Origin of the sequence: Cytobacillus sp. FSL R5-0569, assembly GCF_038007265.1 — a bacterium.
Taxonomy (GTDB): domain Bacteria; phylum Bacillota; class Bacilli; order Bacillales; family Cytobacillaceae; genus Cytobacillus; species Cytobacillus kochii.
The window spans coordinates 4,260,837-4,286,960 of record NZ_JBBOWW010000001.1 but is presented as its reverse complement, the minus strand read 5'-3'; the positions used below and the strand labels follow the sequence as shown (position 1 = coordinate 4,286,960).

At 39.5% G+C, this 26,124-nt stretch carries 24 protein-coding genes; 21 read left to right on the top strand and 3 right to left on the bottom strand.

Going from position 1 to position 26,124, the window contains the following annotated elements; all coding sequences use genetic code 11:
- The first annotated feature begins 16 nt into the window (after positions 1 to 16).
- From MKX78_RS21830 to MKX78_RS21770, 13 genes are all read left to right on the top strand, one after another.
- Positions 17 to 1,195 carry a thiolase C-terminal domain-containing protein gene (locus tag MKX78_RS21830; RefSeq protein ID WP_307316230.1) on the top strand — a complete coding sequence of 393 codons (1,179 nt, stop codon included), beginning with the start codon at positions 17 to 19 and terminating at the stop codon, positions 1,193 to 1,195.
- A gap of 41 nt (positions 1,196 to 1,236) precedes the next feature.
- A complete protein-coding gene (locus MKX78_RS21825; RefSeq protein ID WP_307316229.1) occupies positions 1,237 to 1,677 on the top strand; it encodes a Zn-ribbon domain-containing OB-fold protein in 441 nt (146 codons plus the stop codon).
- An 8-nt stretch (positions 1,678 to 1,685) separates the two neighbouring features.
- Positions 1,686 to 3,014: a CaiB/BaiF CoA transferase family protein gene (locus MKX78_RS21820; RefSeq protein WP_307316227.1), complete on the top strand. Its 1,329-nt coding sequence runs from the start codon at positions 1,686 to 1,688 to the stop codon at positions 3,012 to 3,014.
- 16 nt (positions 3,015 to 3,030) lie between these two features.
- The gene (locus MKX78_RS21815; protein ID WP_307316225.1) at positions 3,031 to 4,242 is read left to right on the top strand and encodes a CaiB/BaiF CoA transferase family protein; all 1,212 of its coding nucleotides are present in this window, start codon (positions 3,031 to 3,033) and stop codon (positions 4,240 to 4,242) included.
- 421 nt (positions 4,243 to 4,663) lie between these two features.
- Positions 4,664 to 5,410, top strand: coding sequence for an IclR family transcriptional regulator (locus MKX78_RS21810; protein WP_307316223.1), 747 nt, complete (start codon positions 4,664 to 4,666; stop codon positions 5,408 to 5,410).
- 661 nt (positions 5,411 to 6,071) lie between these two features.
- Positions 6,072 to 6,623, top strand: coding sequence for a 3-hydroxyanthranilate 3,4-dioxygenase (locus tag MKX78_RS21805; protein ID WP_370873345.1), 552 nt, complete (start codon positions 6,072 to 6,074; stop codon positions 6,621 to 6,623).
- Positions 6,608 to 7,624, top strand: a complete 1,017-nt coding sequence (locus MKX78_RS21800; RefSeq protein WP_307316220.1) for an amidohydrolase family protein — start codon at positions 6,608 to 6,610, stop codon at positions 7,622 to 7,624. The genes MKX78_RS21805 and MKX78_RS21800 overlap by 16 nt, the downstream gene beginning before the upstream one ends.
- Complete coding sequence (locus MKX78_RS21795; RefSeq protein WP_307316218.1) at positions 7,621 to 8,070, top strand: RidA family protein; 450 nt, start codon at positions 7,621 to 7,623, stop codon at positions 8,068 to 8,070. The genes MKX78_RS21800 and MKX78_RS21795 overlap by 4 nt, the downstream gene beginning before the upstream one ends.
- A 41-nt stretch (positions 8,071 to 8,111) precedes the next feature.
- The gene (locus MKX78_RS21790) at positions 8,112 to 9,557 is read left to right on the top strand and encodes an aldehyde dehydrogenase (RefSeq protein ID WP_445662677.1); all 1,446 of its coding nucleotides are present in this window, start codon (positions 8,112 to 8,114) and stop codon (positions 9,555 to 9,557) included.
- Positions 9,558 to 9,623: 66 nt separating this feature from the next.
- Positions 9,624 to 10,403, top strand: a complete 780-nt coding sequence (locus MKX78_RS21785) for a 2-keto-4-pentenoate hydratase (protein WP_307316213.1) — start codon at positions 9,624 to 9,626, stop codon at positions 10,401 to 10,403.
- A gap of 302 nt (positions 10,404 to 10,705) precedes the next feature.
- Positions 10,706 to 11,497, top strand: a complete 792-nt coding sequence (locus MKX78_RS21780; protein ID WP_307316210.1) for a 2-keto-4-pentenoate hydratase — start codon at positions 10,706 to 10,708, stop codon at positions 11,495 to 11,497.
- 67 nt (positions 11,498 to 11,564) lie between these two features.
- Positions 11,565 to 12,827 (top strand): MFS transporter, encoded by a 1,263-nt coding sequence (locus MKX78_RS21775; protein WP_307316208.1) that lies wholly within the window; start codon positions 11,565 to 11,567, stop codon positions 12,825 to 12,827.
- Between the two features lie 219 nt (positions 12,828 to 13,046).
- On the top strand, positions 13,047 to 13,286 hold the full coding sequence (locus MKX78_RS21770; RefSeq protein WP_370873350.1) for a 4-oxalocrotonate tautomerase: 240 nt from the start codon (positions 13,047 to 13,049) through the stop codon (positions 13,284 to 13,286).
- 191 nt (positions 13,287 to 13,477) lie between these two features.
- On the opposite strand, the gene MKX78_RS21765 is transcribed toward MKX78_RS21770, so the two are convergent.
- Positions 13,478 to 14,287, bottom strand: a complete 810-nt coding sequence (locus MKX78_RS21765) for a hypothetical protein (protein ID WP_307316205.1) — start codon at positions 14,285 to 14,287, stop codon at positions 13,478 to 13,480.
- Between the two features lie 586 nt (positions 14,288 to 14,873).
- Between MKX78_RS21765 and MKX78_RS21760 the strand changes: the two genes are divergently transcribed.
- The 7 genes from MKX78_RS21760 to MKX78_RS21730 all read left to right on the top strand — a co-directional run bounded on the left by MKX78_RS21760 (position 14,874) and on the right by MKX78_RS21730 (position 22,318).
- Positions 14,874 to 16,073 carry an acyl-CoA dehydrogenase family protein gene (locus MKX78_RS21760; RefSeq protein WP_307316202.1) on the top strand — a complete coding sequence of 400 codons (1,200 nt, stop codon included), beginning with the start codon at positions 14,874 to 14,876 and terminating at the stop codon, positions 16,071 to 16,073.
- A 105-nt stretch (positions 16,074 to 16,178) separates the two neighbouring features.
- On the top strand, positions 16,179 to 17,201 hold the full coding sequence (locus MKX78_RS21755) for a methionine ABC transporter ATP-binding protein (protein ID WP_307316198.1): 1,023 nt from the start codon (positions 16,179 to 16,181) through the stop codon (positions 17,199 to 17,201).
- The gene (locus MKX78_RS21750) at positions 17,191 to 17,853 is read left to right on the top strand and encodes a methionine ABC transporter permease (protein WP_307316195.1); all 663 of its coding nucleotides are present in this window, start codon (positions 17,191 to 17,193) and stop codon (positions 17,851 to 17,853) included. Before MKX78_RS21755 ends, MKX78_RS21750 begins: the two co-directional genes overlap by 11 nt.
- A gap of 11 nt (positions 17,854 to 17,864) precedes the next feature.
- Positions 17,865 to 18,746, top strand: a complete 882-nt coding sequence (locus tag MKX78_RS21745) for a MetQ/NlpA family ABC transporter substrate-binding protein (RefSeq protein ID WP_307316191.1) — start codon at positions 17,865 to 17,867, stop codon at positions 18,744 to 18,746.
- 14 nt (positions 18,747 to 18,760) lie between these two features.
- Positions 18,761 to 20,146: an LLM class flavin-dependent oxidoreductase gene (locus MKX78_RS21740; protein WP_307316188.1), complete on the top strand. Its 1,386-nt coding sequence runs from the start codon at positions 18,761 to 18,763 to the stop codon at positions 20,144 to 20,146.
- A gap of 12 nt (positions 20,147 to 20,158) precedes the next feature.
- On the top strand, positions 20,159 to 21,151 hold the full coding sequence (locus MKX78_RS21735) for an aldo/keto reductase (protein WP_307316185.1): 993 nt from the start codon (positions 20,159 to 20,161) through the stop codon (positions 21,149 to 21,151).
- On the top strand, positions 21,152 to 22,318 hold the full coding sequence (locus tag MKX78_RS21730) for an acyl-CoA dehydrogenase family protein (RefSeq protein WP_307316183.1): 1,167 nt from the start codon (positions 21,152 to 21,154) through the stop codon (positions 22,316 to 22,318).
- Positions 22,319 to 22,461: 143 nt separating this feature from the next.
- Here MKX78_RS21730 and MKX78_RS21725 read toward each other — a convergent pair whose 3' ends face one another.
- Both MKX78_RS21725 and MKX78_RS21720 read right to left on the bottom strand, forming a co-directional pair.
- Complete coding sequence (locus MKX78_RS21725) at positions 22,462 to 23,589, bottom strand: M20 peptidase aminoacylase family protein (protein ID WP_307316286.1); 1,128 nt, start codon at positions 23,587 to 23,589, stop codon at positions 22,462 to 22,464.
- 13 nt (positions 23,590 to 23,602) lie between these two features.
- Positions 23,603 to 24,421, bottom strand: coding sequence for a MurR/RpiR family transcriptional regulator (locus MKX78_RS21720; RefSeq protein WP_307316283.1), 819 nt, complete (start codon positions 24,419 to 24,421; stop codon positions 23,603 to 23,605).
- Positions 24,422 to 24,557: 136 nt separating this feature from the next.
- Here MKX78_RS21720 and MKX78_RS21715 point away from each other — a divergent pair, with 136 nt between their 5' ends.
- Positions 24,558 to 26,120 (top strand): ABC transporter substrate-binding protein, encoded by a 1,563-nt coding sequence (locus tag MKX78_RS21715; protein ID WP_307316180.1) that lies wholly within the window; start codon positions 24,558 to 24,560, stop codon positions 26,118 to 26,120.
- Positions 26,121 to 26,124: the final 4 nt, after the last annotated feature.

The following is a 26,124-nucleotide window of genomic DNA, read 5'->3' as shown; positions in this document are numbered from 1 at the left end:
TTTGGAGGGGAAGAGATTGGAACGCTCACTAAGAGATCGATCATGCATTATAGGTGTTGGTGAAACTGAATTTGTTAGGGGAACAGAAAAATCTTTAGCTCAACTTTGTATTGAAGCATCACTTAACGCCTGTAAGGATGCTGGGATTGATCCTGCAGAAATTGATGGGGTCATTTCCCCTTGGAAATTTAATATTCGACATGAAGAATTTGTCCATGGGTTAGGAATGAAAGAGCTTAAATTTAGTGGACGCTTTGAATTAGGGGGAGCTAGTGTAATAGCTGCCATCCAAAGTGCTGCAATGGCGGTTGACTCGGGTGTTGCCGAATTTGTTCTTGTAGCTACTGGGCAAAGGGGCTATTCGGGAACAAGGCTGGGAGCAGGAGACTCCGGTATTTTAAATTTAAACAATGAATTTATGCCTAATAGCGAATACCGTGATAATTTAGAATATCCTTATGGACTTAGTGTCCCTTTACAATACTATTCGCTTCATGCAAATAGATGGTTTCATGAATATAATCCTGATCCGGTTGGGATGCAAATTGTAGCTATGACTTGCAGAGAGCATGCACAGTTGAATGAAAAAGCATATATGAAAGGACGTGCAATGACAGAAGAGGACTATCAAAACTCACCAGTGCTTGTTGCTCCTTTCCGCTTATTTGATTGCTCCTTGGAGACAGATGGGGCTGGAGCGGTTATTGTAACTTCCAAAAAAAATGCACATCGTTTTAAAAAGCCAATATATATTGGAGGAATTGCAGAAGGACATCCAACTTATCCTGATGATTTGGCAACAAGGCCAGATATTTTGGATATGGGCATTACTCATGCTGCACCACGTGCATTCGATATGGCAGGGGTGAGACATGATGAGATTGATTTTGCAGAAGTTTACGATTGCTTTACCTTTGTTCTGCTTAGGCAACTTGAAGAAATGGGTTTTTGTGATCGTGGAGAGGCGCCTGAGTTTGTAAAAGGTGGTCGTATTAAACTTGGAGGACAACTGCCAATAAATACACATGGAGGATTGCTCTCGCAAGCTCACATTGTTGGGATCAATCATGTAACAGAAGCAGTTTATCAGTTAAGAGGAGAAGCTGGAAAAGCGCAGGTCAAAGATGCGAAAGTGGGTCTTGTGACAGGTTACGGAGACCTTAGTGATGGCTCGATTGCCATATTACACAACTAGTGTAATCCAAATGAAAAAGTTTATGGAAAGGAAGTTTTAATATGGAAGTCACTGAAACTGTTCAGCGACCATTACCTACCCGAGCTAATGATCGAGATTGGAATTTGTTTGCTCCATTTTGGGAAGCAACTCGTAATGGAGAACTGATAGTACAAGAATGTTCAGTCACAAAAAAGAAAGTTTGGCCACCAAGGTTTGTTTCTCCGTATTCCCCTGGAGCTGATCTCTTATGGGTCCCTGTAAATAGAAAGGGAACAGTTTATACGTATAACATTTCAAACAGAGGATTCCTTTCTTACTTTGAAGATAAAACACCTTATTCTTTGGTTGTGGTTGAATTGGAAGAAGGAGTGAGAATGTTAGGAAAAGCAGTTGGAGTAGATCCAACTGAAATACATTGTGGTATGGAAATGGAAGTAGCATTTGAAAAAATAAATGATGAAATGACATTAGTAAATTGGACACCTTCGGAAAGGAGTTAAAAAATAATATGGCTAATCAGAAAGAAGTACTTAGCGGAGTTCGAGTGTTAGATTTTACTTGGAGTGTTTCCGGTTCTACTACGGCAAGAATTTTAGGGACTTTAGGTGCCGAAGTTATAAAGGTTGAATGGCCGAAAAATCCGGATTACATGCGGTTTTCTATGTATGCAGAAGGTGATAAGCCAGGACTTGATAATGGAGCATTCTTTAATAATTTAAATGCCGGCAAAAAAAGCTTAACGCTGAATGTTAAGTCCGAGCAAGGAATGGAAATTGTTCATGAGTTACTAAAAAAATCAGATATTGTATTAGAGAATTTTAGTGCAGGTGTTTTTGAGAAATGGGGATTAAGTTATAAAAACTTAGAAAAAATTTCACCAGGTATTATTTATATGAGTATATCTGGATTGGGGCATACAGGTCGTAACAAAATGTATGGAACATGGGGACCAACAGCTGCAGGTCTAAACGGCATGACGTATATTTCTGGACTTCCTAATACACACCCAGCAGGTTGGGGATATTCGGTTATGGATGTTGTAGCAGGATATACGGGTGCTTTTAGCGTATTGACAGCCCTATTTCATAAAAAGCGAACCGGAGAGGGCCAATCTATCGATATTTCTCAAGTAGAATCAGGACTACACCTAACTGGGGCAAATTTATTAGACTTTACTGTCAATCAAAGGTCATCAAAAAGACCTGGTTTCCCACCGGGTAATCGATCAATCACCTCTAAAGAACACCCAGAAAATAACTATCGTGGTAAAGTAGGATGCCCACATAATATCTATCGTTGTAAAGGAGAGGGCGATAACGATTGGTGTACGATTGCCGTTTTTTCTGATGAAGAGTGGGTTTCTTTAAAAAAAGGAATGGGTAATCCAGAATGGGCAATGGATGCGAAATATGACACATTTGAAGGGCGACTAAGCCATCAGGATGAATTAGATCGAAACATTGAGGCTTTTACAATTAATAGAAACAAGTATGAAGTAATGGAACTTCTCCAAAAGTATGATATTTCGAGTGCAGCTGTTCAAATGAACGAAGATTTGATGGAGAAAGATCCTCAACTGAAAGCACGTAATTTATTTGAAAGACTTAATCACTCATTATTAGGTGAACGGAACTTCGTAGGTATTCCTATAAAAATGTCAGAGACACAGCCCTATATACACAAATCAGCACCTTTAATGGGAGAGGACAATAGCTATGTACTACGTGAAGTGCTTGGGCTTAGCGATGAAGAAATAAAGACTCTAGATGATGAAGGGGTTCTATGGCCTAAAGATATGCCGAAAGATGAATTCAAAGAAGTTAGATCACTATGGTAAGGAGGATGATGTTTTTATGCAAAGAGCTTTAGAAGGTATAAAGGTTCTTGAGATAGGCGATCAATTAACTCAGTTTGCAGGTAAAATGTTGGCAGATATGGGGGCAGAGGTTATAAAAGTGGAACCTCCTAGTGGCGTTGAATCTCGACGAGTAGGCCCTTTTTATAACGATGAACAAGACCCTAACAAAAGTCTTTACTTTTGGCATTACAACACATCAAAAAAATCTATCATTCTCGATCTTAGTAAAGAATCAGACAGAGAAGAGTACATTAAAATATTGCCTGAGTTTGATTTAGTCCTAGAAGATTTTAGGCCCGGATTATTGAAAGAATGGGGACTTGACTATGAGACATTATCTAGTCAATATCCGGAATTAATCGTTTGTTCCATTACACCATTCGGGCAAGCTGGACCATGGAGTCAGTATAAAATGTGTGATCTTACCCAATTAGCACTTGGTGGAGTCATGGCTGTAAATGGATATGATGATGTGGAGGGCGCCCCACCAATTGCTCCAACAGGAGGGCAAGCGGCCCACATGACTGCATATTTTGCTGCTATAGGAATTATTAGTGCCTTATTTCATAGAGATATTGGGCAGGGAAAGGGCCAGCATATAGATATAGCTGTTCATGAATGCGTAACTGTTTCAACGGAAATGTCCCTTCCATATTGGGAGTACCAAAAAGCTCATGTGAAACGTCATACAGCTCGCCATGCCTTACCAAATAAATCAAGCAGATGGATATTTAAATGTAATGATGGAAGGTATATCCTTTGTTTGAATACTTACCTTAATGAAAAGCGTTGGCGAGAATTGGTGAAGTGGCTTTCTTCCAAAGGAATGGAAGGAGTATTAAGTGATGAAAGGTATGTGGATGATCAATTCCGTGCAAGCCGGATGGATACTGTATGTGAGGTACTAGAGAAGTTTTGTTCAGTTCATGAGTCCGAATATATTTTCCATTTTGCTCAAAGTATCAATTTGCCATGGTCCCCTATCCGTGTTCCAGAGGAAATGTTGGCGGATCCACATTTGACTGAGGATCGAAATGCCTTTATTGAAGTTGAGCATCCGGAATTAGAGAAATCATTTGTTTATCCTGGATCTCCTTACATTTTTAATAAGACTCCGTGGGAAATTTCTTCAAGAGCACCTATGTTAGGTGAACATAATGATGAAATAGAAAGTCTTAATAAAGTTTTAATGGAGTCAAATGAATAAAACCCGCATTCAAACGAGGTATTGCCAAAGATTAATGAGTTAAACAAAACGTTAGATGCCTATAGTAAGAATAATGCTACAAACATGAGACTCTGTATGGGCGGAGCTGAGCTTCCTCGGCATTGCCCGCCTGCAAGGTTGAGTGCCCTCCGCTCCATTCCTAAGGAGATCCGAATGATTAGATAATCGATACCCCTAATTACTCGGAGCAATCTTTAGCTAGCGTGTTTATGTCCTGAGTCTTTTTAACTACTTATTATAGTCATTTCTTCTATAATGCTATCTAGATAATTTTGTATTTATGAAATCTAGGGGTAGCTATTAAATAAAGGGTATATTAAGCATTCATTTTAACTTTCAAACAAGAATTTGCTTGCACTTCTTCACAAGAAGGGCTGCTAACTTGAAGGGGGAGTCTAGTATGATTGGATCTGTGAAGAAGGCTTGTCAAATAATCAGTTGTTTTTCTAATGAAGATCCTGCATTAGGTATTAGGGAGATCTCTCATAAACTAGGCATGAATCCCAGTACAACGCATCATTTAGTTAGCACACTCTGCTATGAAGGAGTGTTAATGAAGGATAATCGAAAAAGGTATCGACTGGGATGGAAATTGCTTGAATGGAATAATCACGTGATGTTTCAGCAAGATATTTATGATAAAGCTTTCCCTTTGGTGAAAGAATTGATTTATAGATTTAAGGGGACAGTTCATATTGCCATGTTTGATAAAGGAACGGTTGTTTTTGTATTGAGGGTATCTTCACAGGAAGAAACACCGATCCAAACATATGTAGGGTCTAGGAAACCAGCTTATGCTACTAGTTCGGGAAAGGTATTACTATCCTACAATCCAACATATTTGCAAGAGACGATAGAAAGGGGTTTAGCAAGTGAGACTCCAAATACTATCACTGATATTCATCAATTGAAAGAGGAATTAGAAACAATCCGTAAAAATGGCTATTCCATAAGTAATAATGAAAATTCAGATGGCATGTATGGAGTAGCAGCCCCTATCTTATCATATTCGGGGGGAGTCATCGCAGCAGTTAATTTAGTTGGTCCTACTTCCTATATGCAAAGTGGTCAACGGAATATGATTATTCAGAGCGTAAAGAACACAGCGCAATCTATTTCAAAAGAATTGGGCTACATTGAAGTGTAACCTTTGTAGATTCATTTATAGTGACTGAATAGGAAGCAGGTGATTTATGGTGTAAAGCATTCTATCAAACACTTAAATTACCATTTAAGTGTTTAATTTAGCCCCCTGCTGACTCCAAATTCATTTCACCTTTTTTCTAATGAGTTTGTCTCTTCGTCACTAATAGCCTGAACCGCTGTAGCAAGGATGGGGAAACATAATAAGGTTCAAGTGAATGGACAAAATGGCAATCGAATATAACGGCTATTCTAACGATTGTGGACACCATCTCTCATGCGATGATGCTGATAAAGTAATATGAAACATAGTCTTATCCCGTATTTAGTTTTTTAGGAAAAATACTTAAGTTCTAAGCGCTCAAGGAGCTTGAATGATTTGAGGTTTCTGTTTTGTACATTAACACAGACTGATGATCTCAGTTAATACTAACCTTTGTATCAATCTTTATTTTATTTTTATATTATTTCACATGATGAAATAACTATGTTTTGCTGTGAAGGTATTTTCATTATATTAGTGGCAGAGCATTAAATGCATCATAAAGAAGAAGTCGGCTAGATAAAACACAACTGGAATTGCTCAAGTTTTTAGGTAACTGTCTATGTGGTGAAGATTTATTAATTTGCTAGTAAACAATTAAAACAGTGGAGGTAAGATGACAATGACGAAATCTACAATGACTAAATTAGCAGCATTTAACTTATTGAGCTGGATTGACGAAAATAAGGACCAACTTAAACCACCGGTCAATAATAAAGTTCTTTGGGAAGACTCTGAATTTATTTGTATGATTCTCGGTGGACCGAACAAGCGTCGTGATTTTCATGTGGACCCTTCAGATGAGTTCTTTTATCAAATTAAAGGTGATTGTTATGTTGAAGTCATTAATAAAGAAGGAAAACGTGAAGTGGTGACGGTTAAAGAGGGTGAAGTATTTATGTTACCAGCTAATGTCCCGCATTCCCCTCATCGCGTGGCTGATACGTATGGCTTAGTAATTGAACGGAAACGGGATCAAGGTGAATTAGAAGATTTTGTTTGGTTCTGTGATAACTGTGATCAAGAAATGCATCGTGTATCTGTTCAATTAACAAATATTGAGAAACAAGTAAAAAGCGCAATTGAAGGATTTAATGGGGATAAGGAAGTACGGACATGTAAGAATTGTAGTCACATTATGCCTGAGGAAGTTGAGGTATGGAAATGCGAGTAGATTTCCATACGCACATTATTCCCGAAGATATTCCGGATTTCACAGAAAAATATGGCGGTGAACGGTGGCCAACAATGGAAAAAACCTGTTCATGCGGTGCAAATATTATGGTTGCCGGAAAAGTATTCCGAGAAGTAACAGATCAAGTGTGGAGCCCAGAGAAAAGAATTCAAGATATGGATGCTGAAGGGGTCGACATTCAAGTATTGTCACCAATACCTGTGACTTTTTCATACTGGGCAGATGCGACTGCCTCAGAAGAAATGGCCAAGATCCAAAATGATTTCATTGCTAAAACCGTTAATGAATATCCAGATCGTTTTATTGGCTTAGGGACAGTCCCATTACAGGATGTAGAAGTATCTATTCGCGAAATGGATCGCTGTATACATGAGCTTGGTCTGAAAGGCATAGAAATTGGCACAAATATTAATGGTAAAAACTTGGATGATCCTGAGTTTACTAAATTTTTTGAAATGGCTGAAAAATGGCAGGTGCCATTATTTGTTCATCCGTGGGAAACGTTAGGAAGAGAACGGATGCCCCGCCATAACTTTATGTATACGGTCGGGATGCCAAGTGAAACCGCTTTGGCTGCAGCGAGTTTAGTAAACGGCGGTGTAATGGAGAAATTCCCGGGCTTGAAAATCTGTTTTGCCCACGGAGGAGGGTCATTCCCTTATATTTTGCCCCGTTTAGATCAAGGGTGGAAAGTTTGGCCACATTTGCGTCAAACCGAGCATCCGCCTAGTACTTATGTGAAGAATTTTTACTTTGACTCTTTAAATTACGATCCGTTAAATCTCAAATATTTAGTTGATCGTTTTGGTTACCACAACATTGTCATGGGTTCTGACTATCCGTTTCTATTAAGAGAAATCCCACCCGGGAACGTAATCGATAAAACGGATGAGTTAACTGAAGAACAAAAACAAGCTATTCTAGGTAAAAATGCCCTGGAGTTTTTAAATATAGCGGTAAAGGAAGAGATAAAGCGATGAGTACACCTGAAGAAAAGCTTGCGAGATTAGGCTTAGAGCTTCCGCCCTTAAGACCTGCGGTTGGGAGCTATGTAAGCTGTGTGAGAACTGGAAATTTACTTTTTACAGCCGGACAAGGCGTCGACCAATATCATGGGAAACTTGGCAGAGAATTAACGACAGAAGAAGGTTACTTGGCTGCTCAACAATCGATGCTTAATCTACTAAGTGTGGTCAAAAATGAAATTGGCGAACTAAGCAAGGTAAAACAATTTGTTAAAGTACTTGGAATGGTGAATTCTACGGAAGAATTTACTGAGCAGCCAAAAGTAATGAATGGTGCCTCCGATTTAATTGGGCAAGTTTTTGGAGAAAAGGGCAAGCATGGACGTTCTGCTGTGGGGATGGCACAACTTCCGAATAATACAGCAATTGAAATTGAGATGGTTATTGAAATAGAAGAATAGGAGGAATGATGGTGACCAAAGGCGTAGTAGCAGAGAATACAATGATTCAAGACGCAAAACTTTTTATCAATGGTGAATATGTCGATGCCCTTTCAGGAGATACGTTTGATTCCCTGAACCCGGCTACGAATAAAAAGCTAGCTACAGTTGCTAATGGCGGAATTGAAGATGCAAAATTAGCAATCGATGTTGCCCAAAAGACATTTGCAAGTGGTATTTGGAGCAATATGGCTGTTGAGGAAAGATCGAGAATCTTGTGTAAAATAGCAGATTTAATAATGGAAAACGTAGACAAACTTGCTTACGTTGAAACGTTAGATGTTGGAAAGCCAATTAAAGAAAGTCGCGGATTTGATATACCACGTGCTGCTTCCAACTTCCGCTTTTTTGCTGAAATGGCGAAGTATATGGTGCATGAGCATTATGATATGAATAAGCATATGTCTTACGTACAATATGCTCCTGCAGGTGTCACGAGTTTAATCATCCCTTGGAACCTTCCATTTATGCAAATGACTTGGAAAGCTTCTGCTGCCTTAGCAGCTGGAAATACTGTTGTCATTAAGCCAGCTTCTTATACACCTTTAAGTGCTGTTTTACTTGGGGAGATTGCGAATGAGGCCGGCTTGCCCCCCGGTGTACTGAACATTTTAACAGGACCGGGAAGTACGGTTGGAACAGTTATGGCGACACATCCATCTGTTCGCAGAATTTCATTTGTCGGTGAATCGAATACAGGAAAAACAGTTATGCGTAACGCAGCAGAAAATTTAATTCCTGTTTCATTAGAACTTGGAGGCAAGTCTGCAAATATTGTTTTTGAAGATGCCGATTTAGATGAGGCAGTGGCTGGTTCCATTGAAGCCATTTACCGTAATCAAGGTGAAATCTGTTTGGCGGGTTCAAGAATTCTTGTTCAAGAAAGTATTTATGATCAATTTTTAGATAAGTTCGTTGCAGCTGTAAAGAAAATTAAAGTGGGAGATCCAACAGACGAATCGACAGACATGGGAGCGCTTGTGTCGCGAGGGCATTTGCAGGTGGTTGATGAGTATGTTCAAATTGGGCTCACAGAAGGTGCAAAGCTTGCACATGGAGGCAAGGTTAAGGTTGTTTCTGGATTGGAAAAAGGGAATTTTTATGAGCCGACCGTACTGTATGATGTAAATAATAAAATGCGAGTAGCGCAGGAAGAAATTTTTGGTCCTGTACCGGTGATCATACCATTTAAAACGGAAGAAGAGGCAATTGACATTGCGAATGATTCAATATACGGATTGGCAGGCGTTGTCTGGACAAATGATTTGCGCCGTGGTCAGCGTGTCACATCGCTTATTCATTCAGGTTTGCTATGGGTGAATTGCTGGTATGTTCGTGATTTACGTACGCCTTTTGGCGGTGCAAAGGCAAGCGGAATTGGTCGTGAAGGTGGACGTCATAGTTTTGATTTTTATACGGAAGCAAAAACAATTACGTTAAAAAAATAAACACAAATGAAAGGTGGCATGACGTCCGCCTTTTGTTTGTTTTAGTAGTGTGGGGAGGGTTTTTAGATGACAGTAAAGAGTGCAGAGTTTGCATCGGAATTATTAGAGGCAGAGGAGTCTTGTCAAGGTTTATTGCCTTTAACAGAAAGAGATAAAAGTCTAACGGTGGAAGATGCCTATAGAATTCAGTTGGAAACGGTCCAACTGAAGTTAGCTAAGGGAAAAGAAGTAATCGGTAAAAAGGTAGGACTAACAAGTGTAGCGATGCAAAAAATGTTGAATGTCAATGAACCAGATTACGGTCATTTACTAAACGATATGCGCGTAGAAGACGGGGCTGCAGTTAAAGTGCATTCGATGATTTCTCCTAAAGTGGAAGCTGAAATAGGTTTTGTTTTAGCGGAGGATTTGGTAGGGCCGAACGTCACTTACCTAGACGTTATGATGGCAACGAAATATGTTGTGCCGACCATTGAAGTGATCGATAGTCGGATAGCTGATTGGAAAATTAAATTAGTAGATACAGTGGCTGATAATGGCTCGTCAGGAAAAGTAGTTGTTGGTGATAAAAAGACAATGTTAGACTCGATCGATTTACGCACGAATAGCATGGTGCTATTTAAGAACGAGGAGCTTATTGCCACAGGTGCTGGGGCGGCTGCTTTGGGTCATCCAGCTCAAGCGATTGCCTGGCTAGCAAATAAATTACATCAGTTTGGGATTACATTGAAAAAAGGTGAATTGATTCTCCCAGGTGCTTTATCTGGGGCAGTGGCAGTTTCTGCTGGAGACACGATTGAAGCGAAGTTCGGTACTCTTGGATCAGTGACGGTTCATTTCGAATAATATTTCTACCAAGAGAGTATGGGAATAAATGCAGGTATTCATTAATATCAATTGCTGGATGTAGCTGAGGGTATTGTTGGAGCAAAGATATCCCGCCGAGCACACCAGCCTTTTGGAACGGTCATCTTGTTTTAACAGGCGTGTATTCCCTTTTCATTCCACACTGAACGTACGGGGGAGAAGTTTGAGAATCCCGCGAGTCATATTTATTGAGTAAGAGAAAATGAAAGTTGTTGGCGGACAGGAAGAGAGGATTCTGAACGTTGCAATTAAACTAGCAAAATAAAGTGAGGGTATAAGCTATGACTCTACTAACGAATAAAGAGAAAGACATTATTGAATATTTATATACTGCTGAACGTGACGTACGTGAGGTGGTTAAAGTAACTGACCAATATCAAGAACTAACGATAGAACAAGCTTATGAACTACAAGACGGCTTGCTTGCCCGAAAGATGGTAGAGGATGGAACAAAACGTGTGGGGATTAAGTTAGGTTTAACAAGTAAGGCGAAGCAACAAATGATGAAAGTTAATGAAGCTATCTATGGTTATTTGCTTGACGATATGTTGGCATTCGAGTGGGAGCCAATCAAGCAATCACAGCTTATTCATCCAAAAGCTGAGCCGGAAATTGCCTTCTTAATGGCTGAGGATTTACAAGGTGAGAATATAACCGCTGAAGACGTAATCAAGGCAACAAAATATATTGCACCAGCTATTGAAATTATTGATAGCCGCTATAAAGACTTCCTTTTTACTTTAGTAGATGTTGTAGCAGATAACTGTTCATCTGCTAAATTTATTGTGGGCAGTCAATGGGTTTCACCAAACTCTATTGATCTCGGAAACATCGGCATGGTAATGTCCAAAAATGGTCAGGTAGAACAAACAGGTTCAAGCGCAGCTGTATTGGGACATCCAGCAACGGCAATTGCCTGGGCTGTAAACCAACTTTCCATCCAAGGAAAGGGATTGAAAAAAGGAGATATTATCCTAAGTGGTGCCATGTCTGAGGCTATTGCGTTCAATTCGGGAGATTCAATTGTTGCGGAGTTTGGTGGATTAGGTAGTGTATCTATGTATTGTGAATAAGAAAAAAAAAGAGGAGGGGTTTCACGCTTGTTAATATGCCGCTGCTCTTTTTTTAGGATGATAATATATGAATTCTATAGTAGAAAGAAATCATACAGACTCTATTAGCGACGCTTGGAAAATGCTTATCTGGTTGCTAGTGGCTCAAATCGCAGTTGCTTTTGTAGGAAGAAGCTTGGCGCCATTAAGTATCTTAATTGGAAAAGACTTATCGCTTACAAATGCACAAATAGGTATGATGCCAGCAGCCCTGTTTTTTGGGCAATTACTCGTCTCCATTCCATCCGGTCTTTTAGTTGATCGAATTGGAACGAGAAAACAATTGTTAACCATCACCTTTTGTCTTGGGTGTAGTTTCACTATCATTACACTAAGCAATTCATTTTGGCTTCTTTTAATGGCTGTAGTGTTAGGAGGCGGTGCATATGGTGCCATGCATCCAGCGACAAATCGCGGTATTTTTAATTGGTTTTCACAACAAAAAAGAGGAACGGCGATGGGGATTAAACAAATGGGAGTCACATTTGGTGCCGCATTAACAGCATTACTTTTATTACCTATCTCAAAGGAAATTGGTTGGAGACCCGTTCTTTTTATGAGTTGCATTTTCCTCATTTGTATAGGTGTACTGACCAATTGTTTTTATCGGGACGCAATGCCTATTCAGAAACATGAGGCTTCAGTTCAACCTCCAGAGAAAAAGCAATCGATTATCAAGCAAGTAATGACGATGTTTCAACATAAACCGCTTCTTTTTATTAGCATAAGTTTAATGGGGCTGCAAGGCGCACAGCTATGTTTAACCACTTACCTTGTCATTTTTGCTTATGAAAAATTAGGCCTTTCTCTTTTAACAGCTGGTATACTCCTTGTGATTGCTGAGATTGGAGGGTCATGCGGAAGAATCGCATGGGGAGGAATTAGTGATTTTTTCTTCCGTGGTGAACGGCTAATCATATTAATCATCATAACTGCTTTTTCAGGAGTGTTTGCTTTTATTTTTGCCTTTTTAGGAGAGGGAACACCATTATTTGTTGTAGGCATATGTGTTTTCTTATTTGGTTTTTGTATTTCTGGATACAATGGTATATGGATGAATATCGCAACAGAGCTAGTGCCGCGTGAACAGACAGGGTTAGCAACAGGGGTGACCATTACAATTAGCTCATGGGGAGTCATTTTCATCCCGCCATTATTTGGCTACATTATTGATAGGAGTGGGTCTTTTTCAGGAGGATGGATTTTTTTACTAATATTAATGGGGTTGGTCTTTCTACTATTAAAACACACGGACAAACATTTACAACAAATGAAAAATGATGTCAGTTAAATTTATTTATGCTATTTATCTTAATAACTAGGATGTTTTTACACGATTAATAAATGTAAGACGTGCTTGTCTAAGTGAATACTTAGATGTAAAGGAATAAAACAGGTAAAAATAGTGTAGAGAAAAAGATGGATCATGCTAAATAGTGATCAAATTTAAAGGTACGGTGTTGAGGATGGAAGTTCTACGATAGCAGCATTTGATAAATGAAGGAGTACTATTGTTTTAAAATTATTACAAAATATTAGGAGTTTTTTTATGCCAATTATCCAAATCCAAGTGTTAGAAGGCAGAAGTAATGAACAAATTAAGAGTTTGATTAAAGATGTAACTCAAGCCGTAGTGGAAAATCTTTCTGTAAATTCTGAGCAAGTTAGAGTGTTAGTAACAGAAATTCCAGATACTCATTGGGGAGCTGGTGGTTTTACGATGAATGTTATGCGAAAGCAAGGGGACTGAAGAAGTAACAAAGGATCAGTGAATTCTTAATGTGGTGAGAACGAAGTCTTGATCGATGAACTTATTTCTAATGCATTATTAGTTGGTTATCATTTATTTTGTCAATAACACATTCAAAAAAGAGGTAGTAGGAAAAGGTGGATGAAAAAGATAATCAAAAAGGCCGCCATCTCTAGGCGACCTTCATCCACTCATTCCCCGCAACTATACCCCGAAATATCGCTACTACCAAATGCACCATATCGGCCAGATGGCCAAAATATCCCTTGTGTTTGCCCGTTTGCATCGTGTCTTGTGATATACATGAGTAGAATTTGTCCGTCTGTTAGTTGGATGACGCTCCATTTGTTGACGCAGGAGGAACCTTTGCTTTGTAGAATGTTTTTGGCGGTTTGTGGGTTTTTTAGTAAAGAATGATATTTGTTGACGATATAGTGTGATGGTGGTTCGGGTAAGGAAGGTGCAGCTGATCCTTCCTCGCCAGCGCTTTCACCTGAGTGTCCGTTGCCATTTGTCCCGCTACTGCCTTGTGATTGCCCGTTTGACTCGTTCGGTTGTGGAAGAAGTTCGCTCAGGTCCTCTAAGTTTGGCATGCCGCCATTTGATCCGGAATCCCCTTGTCCAGGAAGGATGTCTTGTAAGTTCGGTAACCCTCCGCCATTACTGTTCGATCCGTTTTGTCCTGGTAATAATTCTTGGAGGTTCGGCATGCCCCCTCCATTCCCGTTTTGCCCTGGTAGGAAGTCAGCTGGATTGGGTATACCGCCCCCATTATTTTGTCCTGGCATAAAGTCACCTAAGTTTGGCATGCCACCGATATTTGGTGAGCCTTGGCCAGGCATGAAATCATCTAAGTGCGGGGCACCGCCTGATGGGGGCCCATCTCCTCCAGGAAATCCACCAGCTCCAGGAAATCCTCCCGGTAAGCCGCGAACGTTATGGTTATAGCTCTGAAGTTGATAATAAGGTTGTGGCCCGAACGGACCGTAATAATAATACATATTGTGCCTCCTCATGTAAATCTCCGTATAGTGTCTAGATAATTTATGATGAAATCACCCATTTGTGCTTCGCCAAAAAAGGAATCCTTCGATCATACTAATAAAAATCTTATATTCTTCTCCATGCCTGGTATTTTTCGTACGCTTAGTAAAGGGAATTCACTAGGGTAGATTTGTCAGTAGTTATCACTATTCAATCATTATAAAAAGTCTCTTCTTCATGCAGCCATCTCAATTTGCCCTCTGCCTATTCATTCGGAATCTTGAGAAAATCGGGGCATGTCGCTCATTAAACGTTATCGCTAGTAGCGTCCAGTAGGAAGAGAATAGGGTTTAATTGAAGTGACTAACTATATAGCCGATTGATATGTTTAAAAATTTAATAATATCTGAAAATAATATTGACATCTTATCAGTTACCGTATAAGATATGGTTAATTTATTAAACCGTTCGGTAGCCGACTAGATCACTAGAGGCTCTCTACACAGCTTGCGCAAAGGCTGAGTGGAGAGTCTTTTTATTTTTATAATTCCAACTAAAACAGTTGGAATAAATGGATTAAAACAGTAAAGGGGAGTCGTGATGATGACTGATAAAGCGATAGCATCTAAAGGACCAATTGCAATAGATTCCCATGAAATGGATGAAATCTTAACAGCAATCGCGCAAGATGCAAGAAAGAGAAGAGAGGAGAATAGTGAAGCTAGACCTTTTTATGCTTTGAGATTAATTAAGGAAAAGAAAATTGGTGCGTTACGAGTACCAAAAGTGCTTGGTGGTGGTGGGATTCAACTAAGAGAATTGCTGCAAGTAGTCATTCGATTAGCCGAAGCGGACCCAGACGTGGCTCATTTATTAAGATCTCATTTTTCACATGTGGAAAGATTGCTTCAATTAGGGGACGAAACGAAGCGTCAACAAGGGATAGAGAAAATTGTCAACGGTGAAATCATCGGTAATGCCTATACAGAAATCTCGAAAAACGCAGCAGGCAGCTCAAAATTCGAAACTACCTTAACCGAAAGCGGAGAGAATTTTCGATTAAATGGCACAAAGTATTTTTGCACTGGAACGATGTATGCTGACTGGGTTAGTGTCATGGCAGAAACGCCGACAGGCAAAGTTGTCTCTGCTTTTATTCCGACAGATAGAGAGGGCGTCATCATCAAGGATGATTGGGATGGATTTGGTCAAAAAGGCACAGGAAGTGGCACGACCATCTTCAAAAATGTCACGGTCTATCCAGAAGAAATGAAGGAACTTCAGGAAGACAAGAAATCATTTAATGCTTTTCTACAACTGATTCTACAAGCCGTGATTGCTGGTATTGTCCGTAATGTGGTGACAGATGCAAAGGAATTGGTACATAAACGAAAACGAACATTTAGTTATGCACCAGCAGAACAACCGAAGGACGATCCGTTATTGCAACATAAAATCGGTGAGATTGCGAGTATTGCCTTTGCTGTAGAAGCAACAGTGTTAGCAGCTGCGGAGGCGTTAGAGAAGGCGACGAATAAAACAGGTGATTACGAGCTTGATCACGAGGCATCATTACAGGCAGCAAAGGCAAAAGTAGTAGTGGATGAATTAGCCTTAAAGGCAGCGACCCTTCTTTTTGAAGTGGGAGGTGCATCTGCGACGAAACAGTCAGCCTACCTAGATCGCCATTGGCGTAATATCCGTACGATTTCTTCTCATAATCCAACTGTTTATAAAGCACAAGCGGTTGGGAAGTACATCATTAACGATGAAAAACTCCCAGTAGGAGTTGTTTATTTCTAATTACATCTAAGATAAGCCGACTAGACCAACTAAAGGCAGACTTCTTTCATAGAGGGCTGTCTTTTTTGTTGTATAAAGATTTGAGTTTGTAGGGGGGAGAATGGTTTGATTCGATTTACGAATGTAAGTAAAACATTTGGAACAAAGGACAACGTCGTCAAAGCCGTCCAAAATGTGAGTTTAGAAGTAGAAAAAGGGGAAATCTTTGGCGTGATTGGCTTCAGTGGCGCAGGGAAAAGTACATTATTACGTTTAGTTAACCTGCTTGAGCGACCCACTTCAGGGGAAATCATTGTCAATGAAAAGAGAATAGATGCACTCTCGCAGAAGGAGCTGCGCCAATTAAGAAGTCGCATCGGGATGATCTTTCAATCTTTTAATCTCTTTAGTTCGAGAACGGTGTATGGCAATATTGCCTACCCGCTTAAGCTTGCCGGTTGGCCGAAAGCAAAACTCGATCAAAGAGTGAAGGAAATGTTGAAGTTCGTAGGTTTAGAGGATAAGGCAAGTAAATATCCGGAAAGCCTTTCAGGGGGACAAAAGCAAAGGGTGGGCATCGCACGTGCTTTGGCAACATCACCAGACATTCTCATTTGTGATGAAGCTACATCTGCTCTTGATCCAGAAACAACGGAAGAAATCCTCCAGCTTCTACGGAAGGTGAATAAAGAGTATAACATCACGATTATGCTCATTACCCATGAGATGCATGTGATTAAGAGAGTTTGTAACCGTGTGGCTGTGATGGAGGATGGCAGAGTAATAGAGGAAGGTCAAGTATTTAATGTGTTCACAAAACCACAGCACGCGACAACTAAGAATTTCATTCGTTCCGTTCAAAATGACCAACTCCCCTCACATCTGTTAAGGAAATTACAAGAGGGTCAGCATGGGAAACTGTATCGCATCATTTATAAAGAGGGGGTTAGTAATCAGCCTATCCTATCAAAAATTAGTAAGAAATATCAAGTAGACTTCAATATCCTCTACGGCAATATTAGTGAGCTGCAAGAAAGGTTGTTTGGTAGTTTAATAGTCGAATTTATTGGTGAGGAAGCAGAAGTAAATCTGGTGATTGAGGAATTAGAAAAAATTGTTGAGTTGAAGGAGGTATATGATGCAAGTTGATTGGGCGACATTTTGGCCAAGAATTATAGAAGCCACTGGGGAAACGATATTGATGGTGATTCTGACTTTAATTTTTGCTACCATTCTTGGCCTTGTAATTGGTTTGTTACTCTTTGTCTCGCGTAAAGGCAATATTTTAGAGAATCGTTTGGTGTTTTATTCATTGAACTTATTGATTAATATTATCCGACCAATCCCATTTATCATTTTTCTCGTTGCCATTAGTCCCTTTACGAGAATGATTATGGGGACGACGATAGGAACGGCAGCCGCGGTATTGCCAATGACGATCGCAGCTGCTTTTGCCGTCGCACGAATTGTAGAAAATAATCTCGTATCAATCGACCCTGGAATTATTGAAGCAGCACAGGCGATGGGTGCTAGTCCATTAAGAATTATATTTACGGTACTTATACCGGAAGCACTTGGTCCGTTGATTCTTGGCATTACCTTTATCACTGTCGGTTTGATCGACTTCTCCGCGATGGCAGGTACTGTAGGTGGTGGTGGATTGGGTGATTTAGCCATGACGTATGGTTATCAACGATTTGATACATCAGTCATGATCGTCACAGTGGTGATTCTTATTTTACTTGTACAAATTGCACAGTTTTTAGGAAATATACTTTCAAGGTTCTTTTTAAGAAGATAAGGGGTGTTCAAATGGGGAAAAGAAAATTTGTTTTCATGTTATTACTATTGCTTGCAGCATTTTTAAGTGGCTGTGGGTCTGATTCAGCTTCGGGTGATACGAAGCATGTCAAAGTTGGTGTCACAGGATCAGATGGTCAGTATTGGCAAATTATTCAGGAGAGAGCGAAGGAAGAAGGAATTGAAGTTGAATTGGTCGAGTTTTCCGATTATACATTACCGAATAATGCCTTGATAAACGGGGAAATTGATGTGAACTCCTTTCAGCATTTGGCGTTTTTAAGTCAATTTATCGTTGAGAATGACGATGCGGATATTAAACCTATTGGCTCAACGGTTGTTGCACCAATGGGGTTGTATTCGGAGAAATATGATAGCCCAGAAGACATTCCAGATGGCGCCACGATTGCTATCCCTAATGACCCTGCCAATACGGGTCGAGGATTAAAAGTGTTAGAAGAAGCGGGTCTGATTACATTGAAAGAGAATGTTGGTTTATACCCAACACCTGATGATATTGTTGAAAACCCGCGAAATATAGAAATCTTAACGGTTGTTGCCCAGCAAACACCTAGAGTCTTACCTGATGTCGCGGCTTCGATTATCAATAGTGGAATTGCGGGTCAAGCAGGTTATCTTTTAGAGGATGCGATTTATCATGACGATCCACATAGTGAAAAAACAAGACCTTATTTAAACGTTTTTGCGGTTCGTGGGGAGGATGCGGATGATGAGACCTATCAAACGATTGCCAGAATTTATCAAGAAGAAAAAGTTGTAGAAGCTGTGAAGGAAGATTCGAATGGCGGGAATGTTGTTGTTGATATTCCTATTCCTGAATTGCAGGATACACTTGATCAATTATTAGAGGACATCAAATCTGGTAAACAGTAGAAAGGAGAGAGTCGATGAGTAAGCAGATCCAATTAAATGCTTTTGAAATGGCAGGTGCGATGCATAATTCACATGGGTTATGGAAGCATCCGCAAAGTAAGCGGCATCTCCATTACAATGATTTGTCTTATTGGACAGATTTAGCAAAGCTATTAGAAAGGGGCAAGTTTGATGCCCTTTTCTTTGCTGATGTGGCTGGAGTGTATGATGTGTATCGTGGCAGTAAAGAACCAGCTATAAGAGACGGTTTGCAATTTCCCTTAAATGATCCAGCGATGATCATTTCGGCGATGGCAAGTGTGACAAAAGATTTATCATTTGCTGTGACAGTGAGTACGACATATGAACATCCCTTTAGTCACGCCCGTCGTTTTTCGACATTGGATCATCTAACAAAAGGAAGATTGGCATGGAATATAGTGACGTCTTATTTGCCGAATGCAGCAAGAAATTATGGTTTAACAAATATGGTTAAACATGATGAACGTTACGAGCGTGCAGATGAATTTTTAGATGTTACCTATCAATTATGGGAAGGTAGTTGGGAGGATGGCGCACTAATAGCGGATGTCGAAAGTGGCACTTTAGTCGACCCGGCAAAAGTACATCCTATTAACCATGAAGGTCATTATTATCAAGTCGAAGGGCCACATCTGACAGATCCCTCTTTACAAAGAACGCCTGTGATCTATCAAGCGGGTACTTCTGAGAGAGGAAAAGAATTTGCTGCTAAGCATGCGGAGTGTGTATTCATTGGCGGACCAACAAATGAGAAAATACGTGAGCATATTAAAGATATTAAGGCACGTGCAGAAAAGTATGGCAGAAACCCTGAACATGTGAAGTTGTATACATTCTTAAATGTGATTGTAGCGGAAACGACGGAAGAGGCAGAAGCGAAGTATATCATGTATCAAAAGCTGTGGAGTGCGGAGGCCGCAAAGGCGCAGTATGGTGGATCAAGTGGATATGATTTATCACAGTATACCGATTTAGATGGTTATTTTGAATATAAGCATACTGAGCATGGTCAATCTCGAGCAGCATCACTAACGAAGGATGCGCCAAAAAAACTAACGGTACGGGAAGTATTGAACCGTTTTGAAACCATCAATCGCGATCATGTAATTGTCGGTAATCCTAAGGAAGTAGCCGATGCCATCCATTTTTTCTTTGAAGATACGGGAATCGACGGTTTTAACTTAGCTCATTTTGTCACTCCACAAAATTTACAGGAGTTTATTGACTTAGTGGTTCCGGAATTACAAGCAAGAGGCGTGTATAAAAAGGATTATTCAGAGGGAACTTTCCGCGAAAAAATATTTGGTCAAGGCCAACGGTTATTACCTAGCGGACATCCGGGGAGTAAATATCGAAGAACATATACGACAAAACTTTAAGGAGCGATAACAGTGACGGAGCGATTAGTAGGGAAGACGGGTATTAAGGTGTCCAATCTTTGTTTTGGCACAATGTCTTTCGGTGGAAATGCAGATGAACAAACATCGAAGGAAATGTTCCATTTAACAAGAGAGGCAGGCATTAATTTTTTTGATACAGCGAATGTTTATAGTCAGGGGAGATCAGAAGAAATTTTAGGAGAATGCATAGCAGATTGTCGCAATGAGGTGATTATTTCTTCTAAAGTAGGTTTTCCTGTTGGTAAAGATATGAATAGTAAAGGGGCCTCAAGGCGTCATATTTTTCAAGCAGTGGAAGATAGTTTAAGGCGATTAAAGACGGATCGGATTGAGTTTTATTTCATCCATTTGTTTGACCCTCATACAGATATAGAAGAAACGGTTCGCGCACTTGATGATTTACAAAGGCAAGGAAAGATTCTTTATCCGGCGGTAAGTAATTGGTCAGCATGGCAAATCATGAAGGCACTTGGTATATCTGGAAAAAAAGAGCTGGCGCGATTTGAACTTATTCAACCGATGTACAATTTAGTAAAGCGCCAAGCGGAAGTGGAACTGTTACCGTTAGCTAAGGAGGAGCAGTTAGGGGTTATTTCATATAGTCCTTTAGGTGGTGGATTATTAACTGGAAAGTATAATCATAAAAACTTACCAACTCAAGGCAGATTGATAGAACTAAAAAACTATGCAAGACGGTATGGAACGAAGCAATATTATACGACGACCGAACAATTTATAAAATTGGCAGAAGATTACGGTTATCACCCAGCTTCATTGGCCATAGCCTGGGTACTGAAGAATCCTGTGATTACAGCCCCAATCATCGGCGCACGGAATGTGAGACAATTACAAGATGCTATCCGTGCAAGGGAGATAGAGTTAAGTGATGAATTATATGATGCTATTACTAATTTATCAGACACACCACCTCTTTCAACGGACCATAGTCGTGAAGAGGATTTATTCAAAGGGGTGAGACGATAAATGCTCCAAACTAAAATAAAGGATGTACAAATTCGGAATGAACGAGAAGCAGCTTTAGCGGAGAAATACGACGAAATCGCAGCGCGACTGGAGGATTACGCAGCCGGAAATGATGAACAGGGTACGTTTCCTTACGCTTCTTTTGACCTTTTAAGAGAAGCAGGCTTCTTTTCCTTAACCGTCCCGCAGAAATATGGTGGGTACGAGGCGTCATTATATGAAATGACCATTGCCTTAGAGCGGTTAGCTAAAGGAGATGGTGCGGTTGCTCTTGCGGCCGGTTGGCAATCTTGTTTATTCCTGAATTATCGTGAAGGCAACCGTTGGAGGGAGGAGATATTTGCAACGGTCTGTCAAGGTGTTGTGCAAAACGGAGACATCCTTAATATCTTTGCCACTGAAAAGAAAGGCGGAAATATTTTTAGAGGAAGCCAACCGGAAACAGTTGCGAGAAGAACTGCAGGTGGATACCTCATTTCAGGGGAAAAGACGTTTGCCACATTAGCACCGATTGCTGATCCATTGATTGTGATGGCATGGGTGGAGGATGAAGGTGTACTTGGGGAATTCCTCATTCGTAAATCGGATAAGGTAGTAGTGAAAGAAACGTGGAACACAATTGGCATGCGTTCGACAGGTAGTGATACAATTGTATTAAATGAAGTGTTCGTACCAGAGGAGGCACTGCTGGCAAAAGCAACTGGCAAGGATGGTGGATTAAAAAACCGCTCGACCTTTTTATTTATCGCCTCTGTCTTTCTTGGTGTCGCCCATGCAGCCAGAGACTTTATAATTGATTTCGCAAAACATCAACAAGCTGGGAGTTTACAAAAGCCAATCGCCGAAGTTCCGCATATTCAACAAAAAATCGGCGAAATCGAGATTGCCTTAACTACATCTCGCACACTACTCTTTTCACTCGCCGACAAGTGGGATCGCTACCCCCATCTAAGAGATGATTTACTCAATGACTTCCAAGCAGCGAAATACACCATCTGTCACCAAGCAATCCAAATTGTAGAACGAGCCATGAGAGTCGCCGGAGGAAGAGGATTGTCTAAAGACTTTAAATTAGAGCGCCTTTTCAGAGACGTGCAATGTGGCTTGTCAATGCATCCAGCTGACGATATGATAGTGCAGGCGTTGGCAAAATCGGTTTTAGCTTAGAGAGAATGCTTTTTTTATAGCATACAAAGGAATTTGAAAAGTCCAATGTATGCTATAAATGCCATCTTGGATACAGAAATGAGCTTAGGTAATGTATTTTTTTTAACCAGTATTGTAAGTTGCTAGTTATTCTGATTCACTCTTTATTTTAAATGATAGGTATTTAATACAGCTCGATAAAGAATATCTACCCCATTCATCAAATAATCCTTATCGAATGACATTTCCGGGTGATGCAGGCCTGGACTTAAATTACATCCTAGTCCAAGCATGGTTGCTTTAAGATTAGGCTTTTTAACTGTGTAAAAATGAAAGTCGTCTCCTCCTGGAGTGACCAATGGTTTGTCTAGATTTACTTCTCCGATTGCTTCAATGATAGATTGTTTCATGATCTTAGTAGCTTCATCATTAGTTAAAGCGGCTACTATACCATCTACGTGTGTAACGTTGATATCTAAATCGTAAAGGTTACGCATAGATTGAAAGATATCATTTACTTTGCTTTCTAACTTTTCCATTAATGAATTGTTTTGTGCTCGTAGGTCTAGTGAAAACGAAGCGTTTCCAGGTATGATATTGGTGTTTTTTCCTCCTGATTGTATCTTTGTCATCTTCACAGAATGTGGAATACGAGGATCTAGGTGTATTTGACTAATCATATTTAGTATTTGCGCTGCAATTTCTATGGCGTTATGGTTCAAATGGGGTCTTGCTCCGTGAGCGTCTTCTCCTAAGATTTCCACATCATACATTTTTGTTGCCCCATGAACAATCACTGGTGTAGCTCGACCAGCTTCAGTTTCCTGAACTGGGCGTAAATGAATGCCAAATAGGTAGTCGACATTATCAATGACACCTTTATCAACCATTTTAAGAGCGCCCGTTCCATTTTCTTCTGCTGGTTGAAAAATGAATTTAATTGCGATTTTATCTTTTAGTTCCTTGATAGATTGTAGTTTCCATAATACGCCTAAAACAATAGACATATGAGCATCATGTCCACATGAATGGTTTGGTTGGAAAAAGCCATCTACTTCCTGCCATAGAGCATCCATATCTGCTCTAATACCCACAATAGGTAAGTCACGATCGAAGTTTCCATACTCACCAATTACCCCTGTACAATCATCAAACCTGACAACATTACATCCGTTTTCTTCAAGCAACTCACTAATATAATCGGTCGTATTTTTTTCTTCCCAACTTATTTCTGGATGACTGTGTAAGTAATTGAAAGACTCTAGTACTTTCTGTTTTATTGTGCTCAACATAGCGTTCCCCTCTCTAATTTTCAATTGAATTCTCCTTTATAAAATATTTGAATGTTGAAGTGGTTTCCCCAACATGATCCACTTTTATTAGCAATTCATGTAGAAGTGCGTTCATGATTGATAGTGTAATAGGGCCTTTACGGAAAATAGAATGGTTATCTACTTGAATAGGAATGATTGCATCGGCATGTTCAGTGATGGGTGATATTTTTGAGTCGGTAAAGGCTATAACTTTTAGCCCCTGTGCCTTTGCATCTTTAGCGAATTTAATCGTGTCAAGAGCATATCTGTAGAATGAAAAAACAATAACACAAGAATTTATTGGGAGTAGTTCTAGGAGACGAGCATCCGATTCAGGTCTGTATAATGTGGCATTTCCTAAGATGTAATTTAAATTAAAATATAGCCAGTGTGCGAAGCTATAAGATTGGTAGTAACCTAATACGATGATTCTCTCACTATCTAAAATTTGATCAATGGCTTTATGAACTTCTTCTATATCTATACTTTCAATATTTTTTTTAATCAGTTCTCCATCTATTAATAGTTCATTAGTGAAATGATTAAACTGATTGCTGTTTATATTTGAACTACTGCTAATTGTCATTAAGCTCTTTCGTACCTCTTTTTGAAGAGCAGTAAATCCATCAAAACCAATTGAACAACAAAATCTAATAATCATGGTTTCGCTTACACCAATAACTTCGCCAATTTTTTTTGCAGGATGAATAGCAAAAATAGTTGGGTCTTGTAAAAGGTGATTAGCTACTTTTTTTAAGCCTTTAGTTAAAGAGGCATAATGGATTTCTGTTTTTTCAACATATGTAGAGATAGTCTCACCACCTTTTGAAGTATAGACATTATTTTATGTTTATTTGAATTATACACTTTACTATAAGAAAGAAACAAGTTATAATTTTCTGAAATAAAGAAAATTCAAAAAAAATGAAAATATAAGGAGGATTAGTATGGTGAGTTTAAAAAAGAGGTTAATCATAATATTTGGTTTGATGATTGCATTAGTAATTAGTGGCTGTTCGAATGAGACAAGTTCATCTGGTGAAACAGGTGAGGGAACTCCAGCAGGTGGAACTTTGAATGTTGCATATCCTACCCAACCTCAAACAATTGATCCTCATGAAACGACGGCTGAAGCTACACGTGATGCAGCGAAAGTAATATATGAATCATTAGTAACTTTAGATGAGAACTATCAAGTGATACCTCAACTAGCTGAATCTTATGAAGAAAATGAAGATGGTACAGTTATAACATTTAAATTAAGAGAGAATGTTAAATTCCATAATGGTGAGACAATGGAGGCGGATGATGTTGTAGCATCAATGAAGAAATGGGGAAAGAAAACCCCTGAGCTAGGAGAGCATGAATGGAAAGAAGTAGATAAACAAACTGTGGAACTACATCTTAAAGAGCCCTCCTCTTTAACAACTTACTTCTTGGCGGATGTAAGCAGAATTGCAGCTATCATGCCAAAGGAAATTGCTGAGGATGCAGGTGCTACAGGTGCATCAGAATATATAGGGACTGGGCCTTTTAAATTTGTTGAATGGAAACAAGATGAAGTTATCAAGTTTGAGAAGTTTGAGGATTACCAGAGTGTAACGACCGAAGCAAGTGGTCTAGGTGGTAAGAAGGAAGCAATTGTTGATGCTATTAATTGGAATTTTGTTCCTGATTCCTCGACGAGAGTAAATGGACTGATGAGTGGTCAATATGATTTTGCTCATATGCTAAATTATGATTCCATCCCACAAGTAGAGAGTGCAAATGGGGTAACAGTGGATATTTGGTCTTATGGAATCGAAGCTTTGATTTTCAATAAAAAAGAGGGATTATTCTCTGATGTAAAAGCACGTCAAGCGGTGAACTATGCATTAGATATGGACGAGATTATGGGGGCAGCGTTTGTAGGTCCAGATTATTATGAACTTGATTCAGCGTTATTTCTATCAAGCCAAAAGAATTGGTATAGTGAATCAGGTAAAGACAAATATAATCAACAGAACCCTGAGAAAGCAAAGGAGCTGTTAAAAGAAGCAGGATATAACGGAGAGGAAATTGTTATTTTAACAAGTCGTGACTATGAGCATCATTACAATGCAGCAGTGGCAACACAACAAGAGTTAGAGAAGATAGGAATGAATGTTAAATTAGATGTGTATGATTGGCCAACATTATTAGAGAGAAGAGATAATCCATCGACTTATGATATTTTCTTTACTGGCTTTTCAACTACTACTACACCAAATCAGTATGTTTTCTTAAATTCTGAAACAGAGTGGGCAGGTTGGACAAATAGTCCTGAAATAGATGAGTTGTTAGATCAAATCAGAGTAGCAAAGGAAGAAGAGATCCAAGGGTTGAATGATCAATTACACGAAGAATTATGGGAGTACCTCCCAGTTGTGAACCTTGGTAAAAACTCTCGTGTGTCTGGATACTCAGAAAAGATTAGTGGCTATACTAATTTCTTAGGCCCTAACTTCTGGAACGTCAGCAAAAGTAATTAATAGA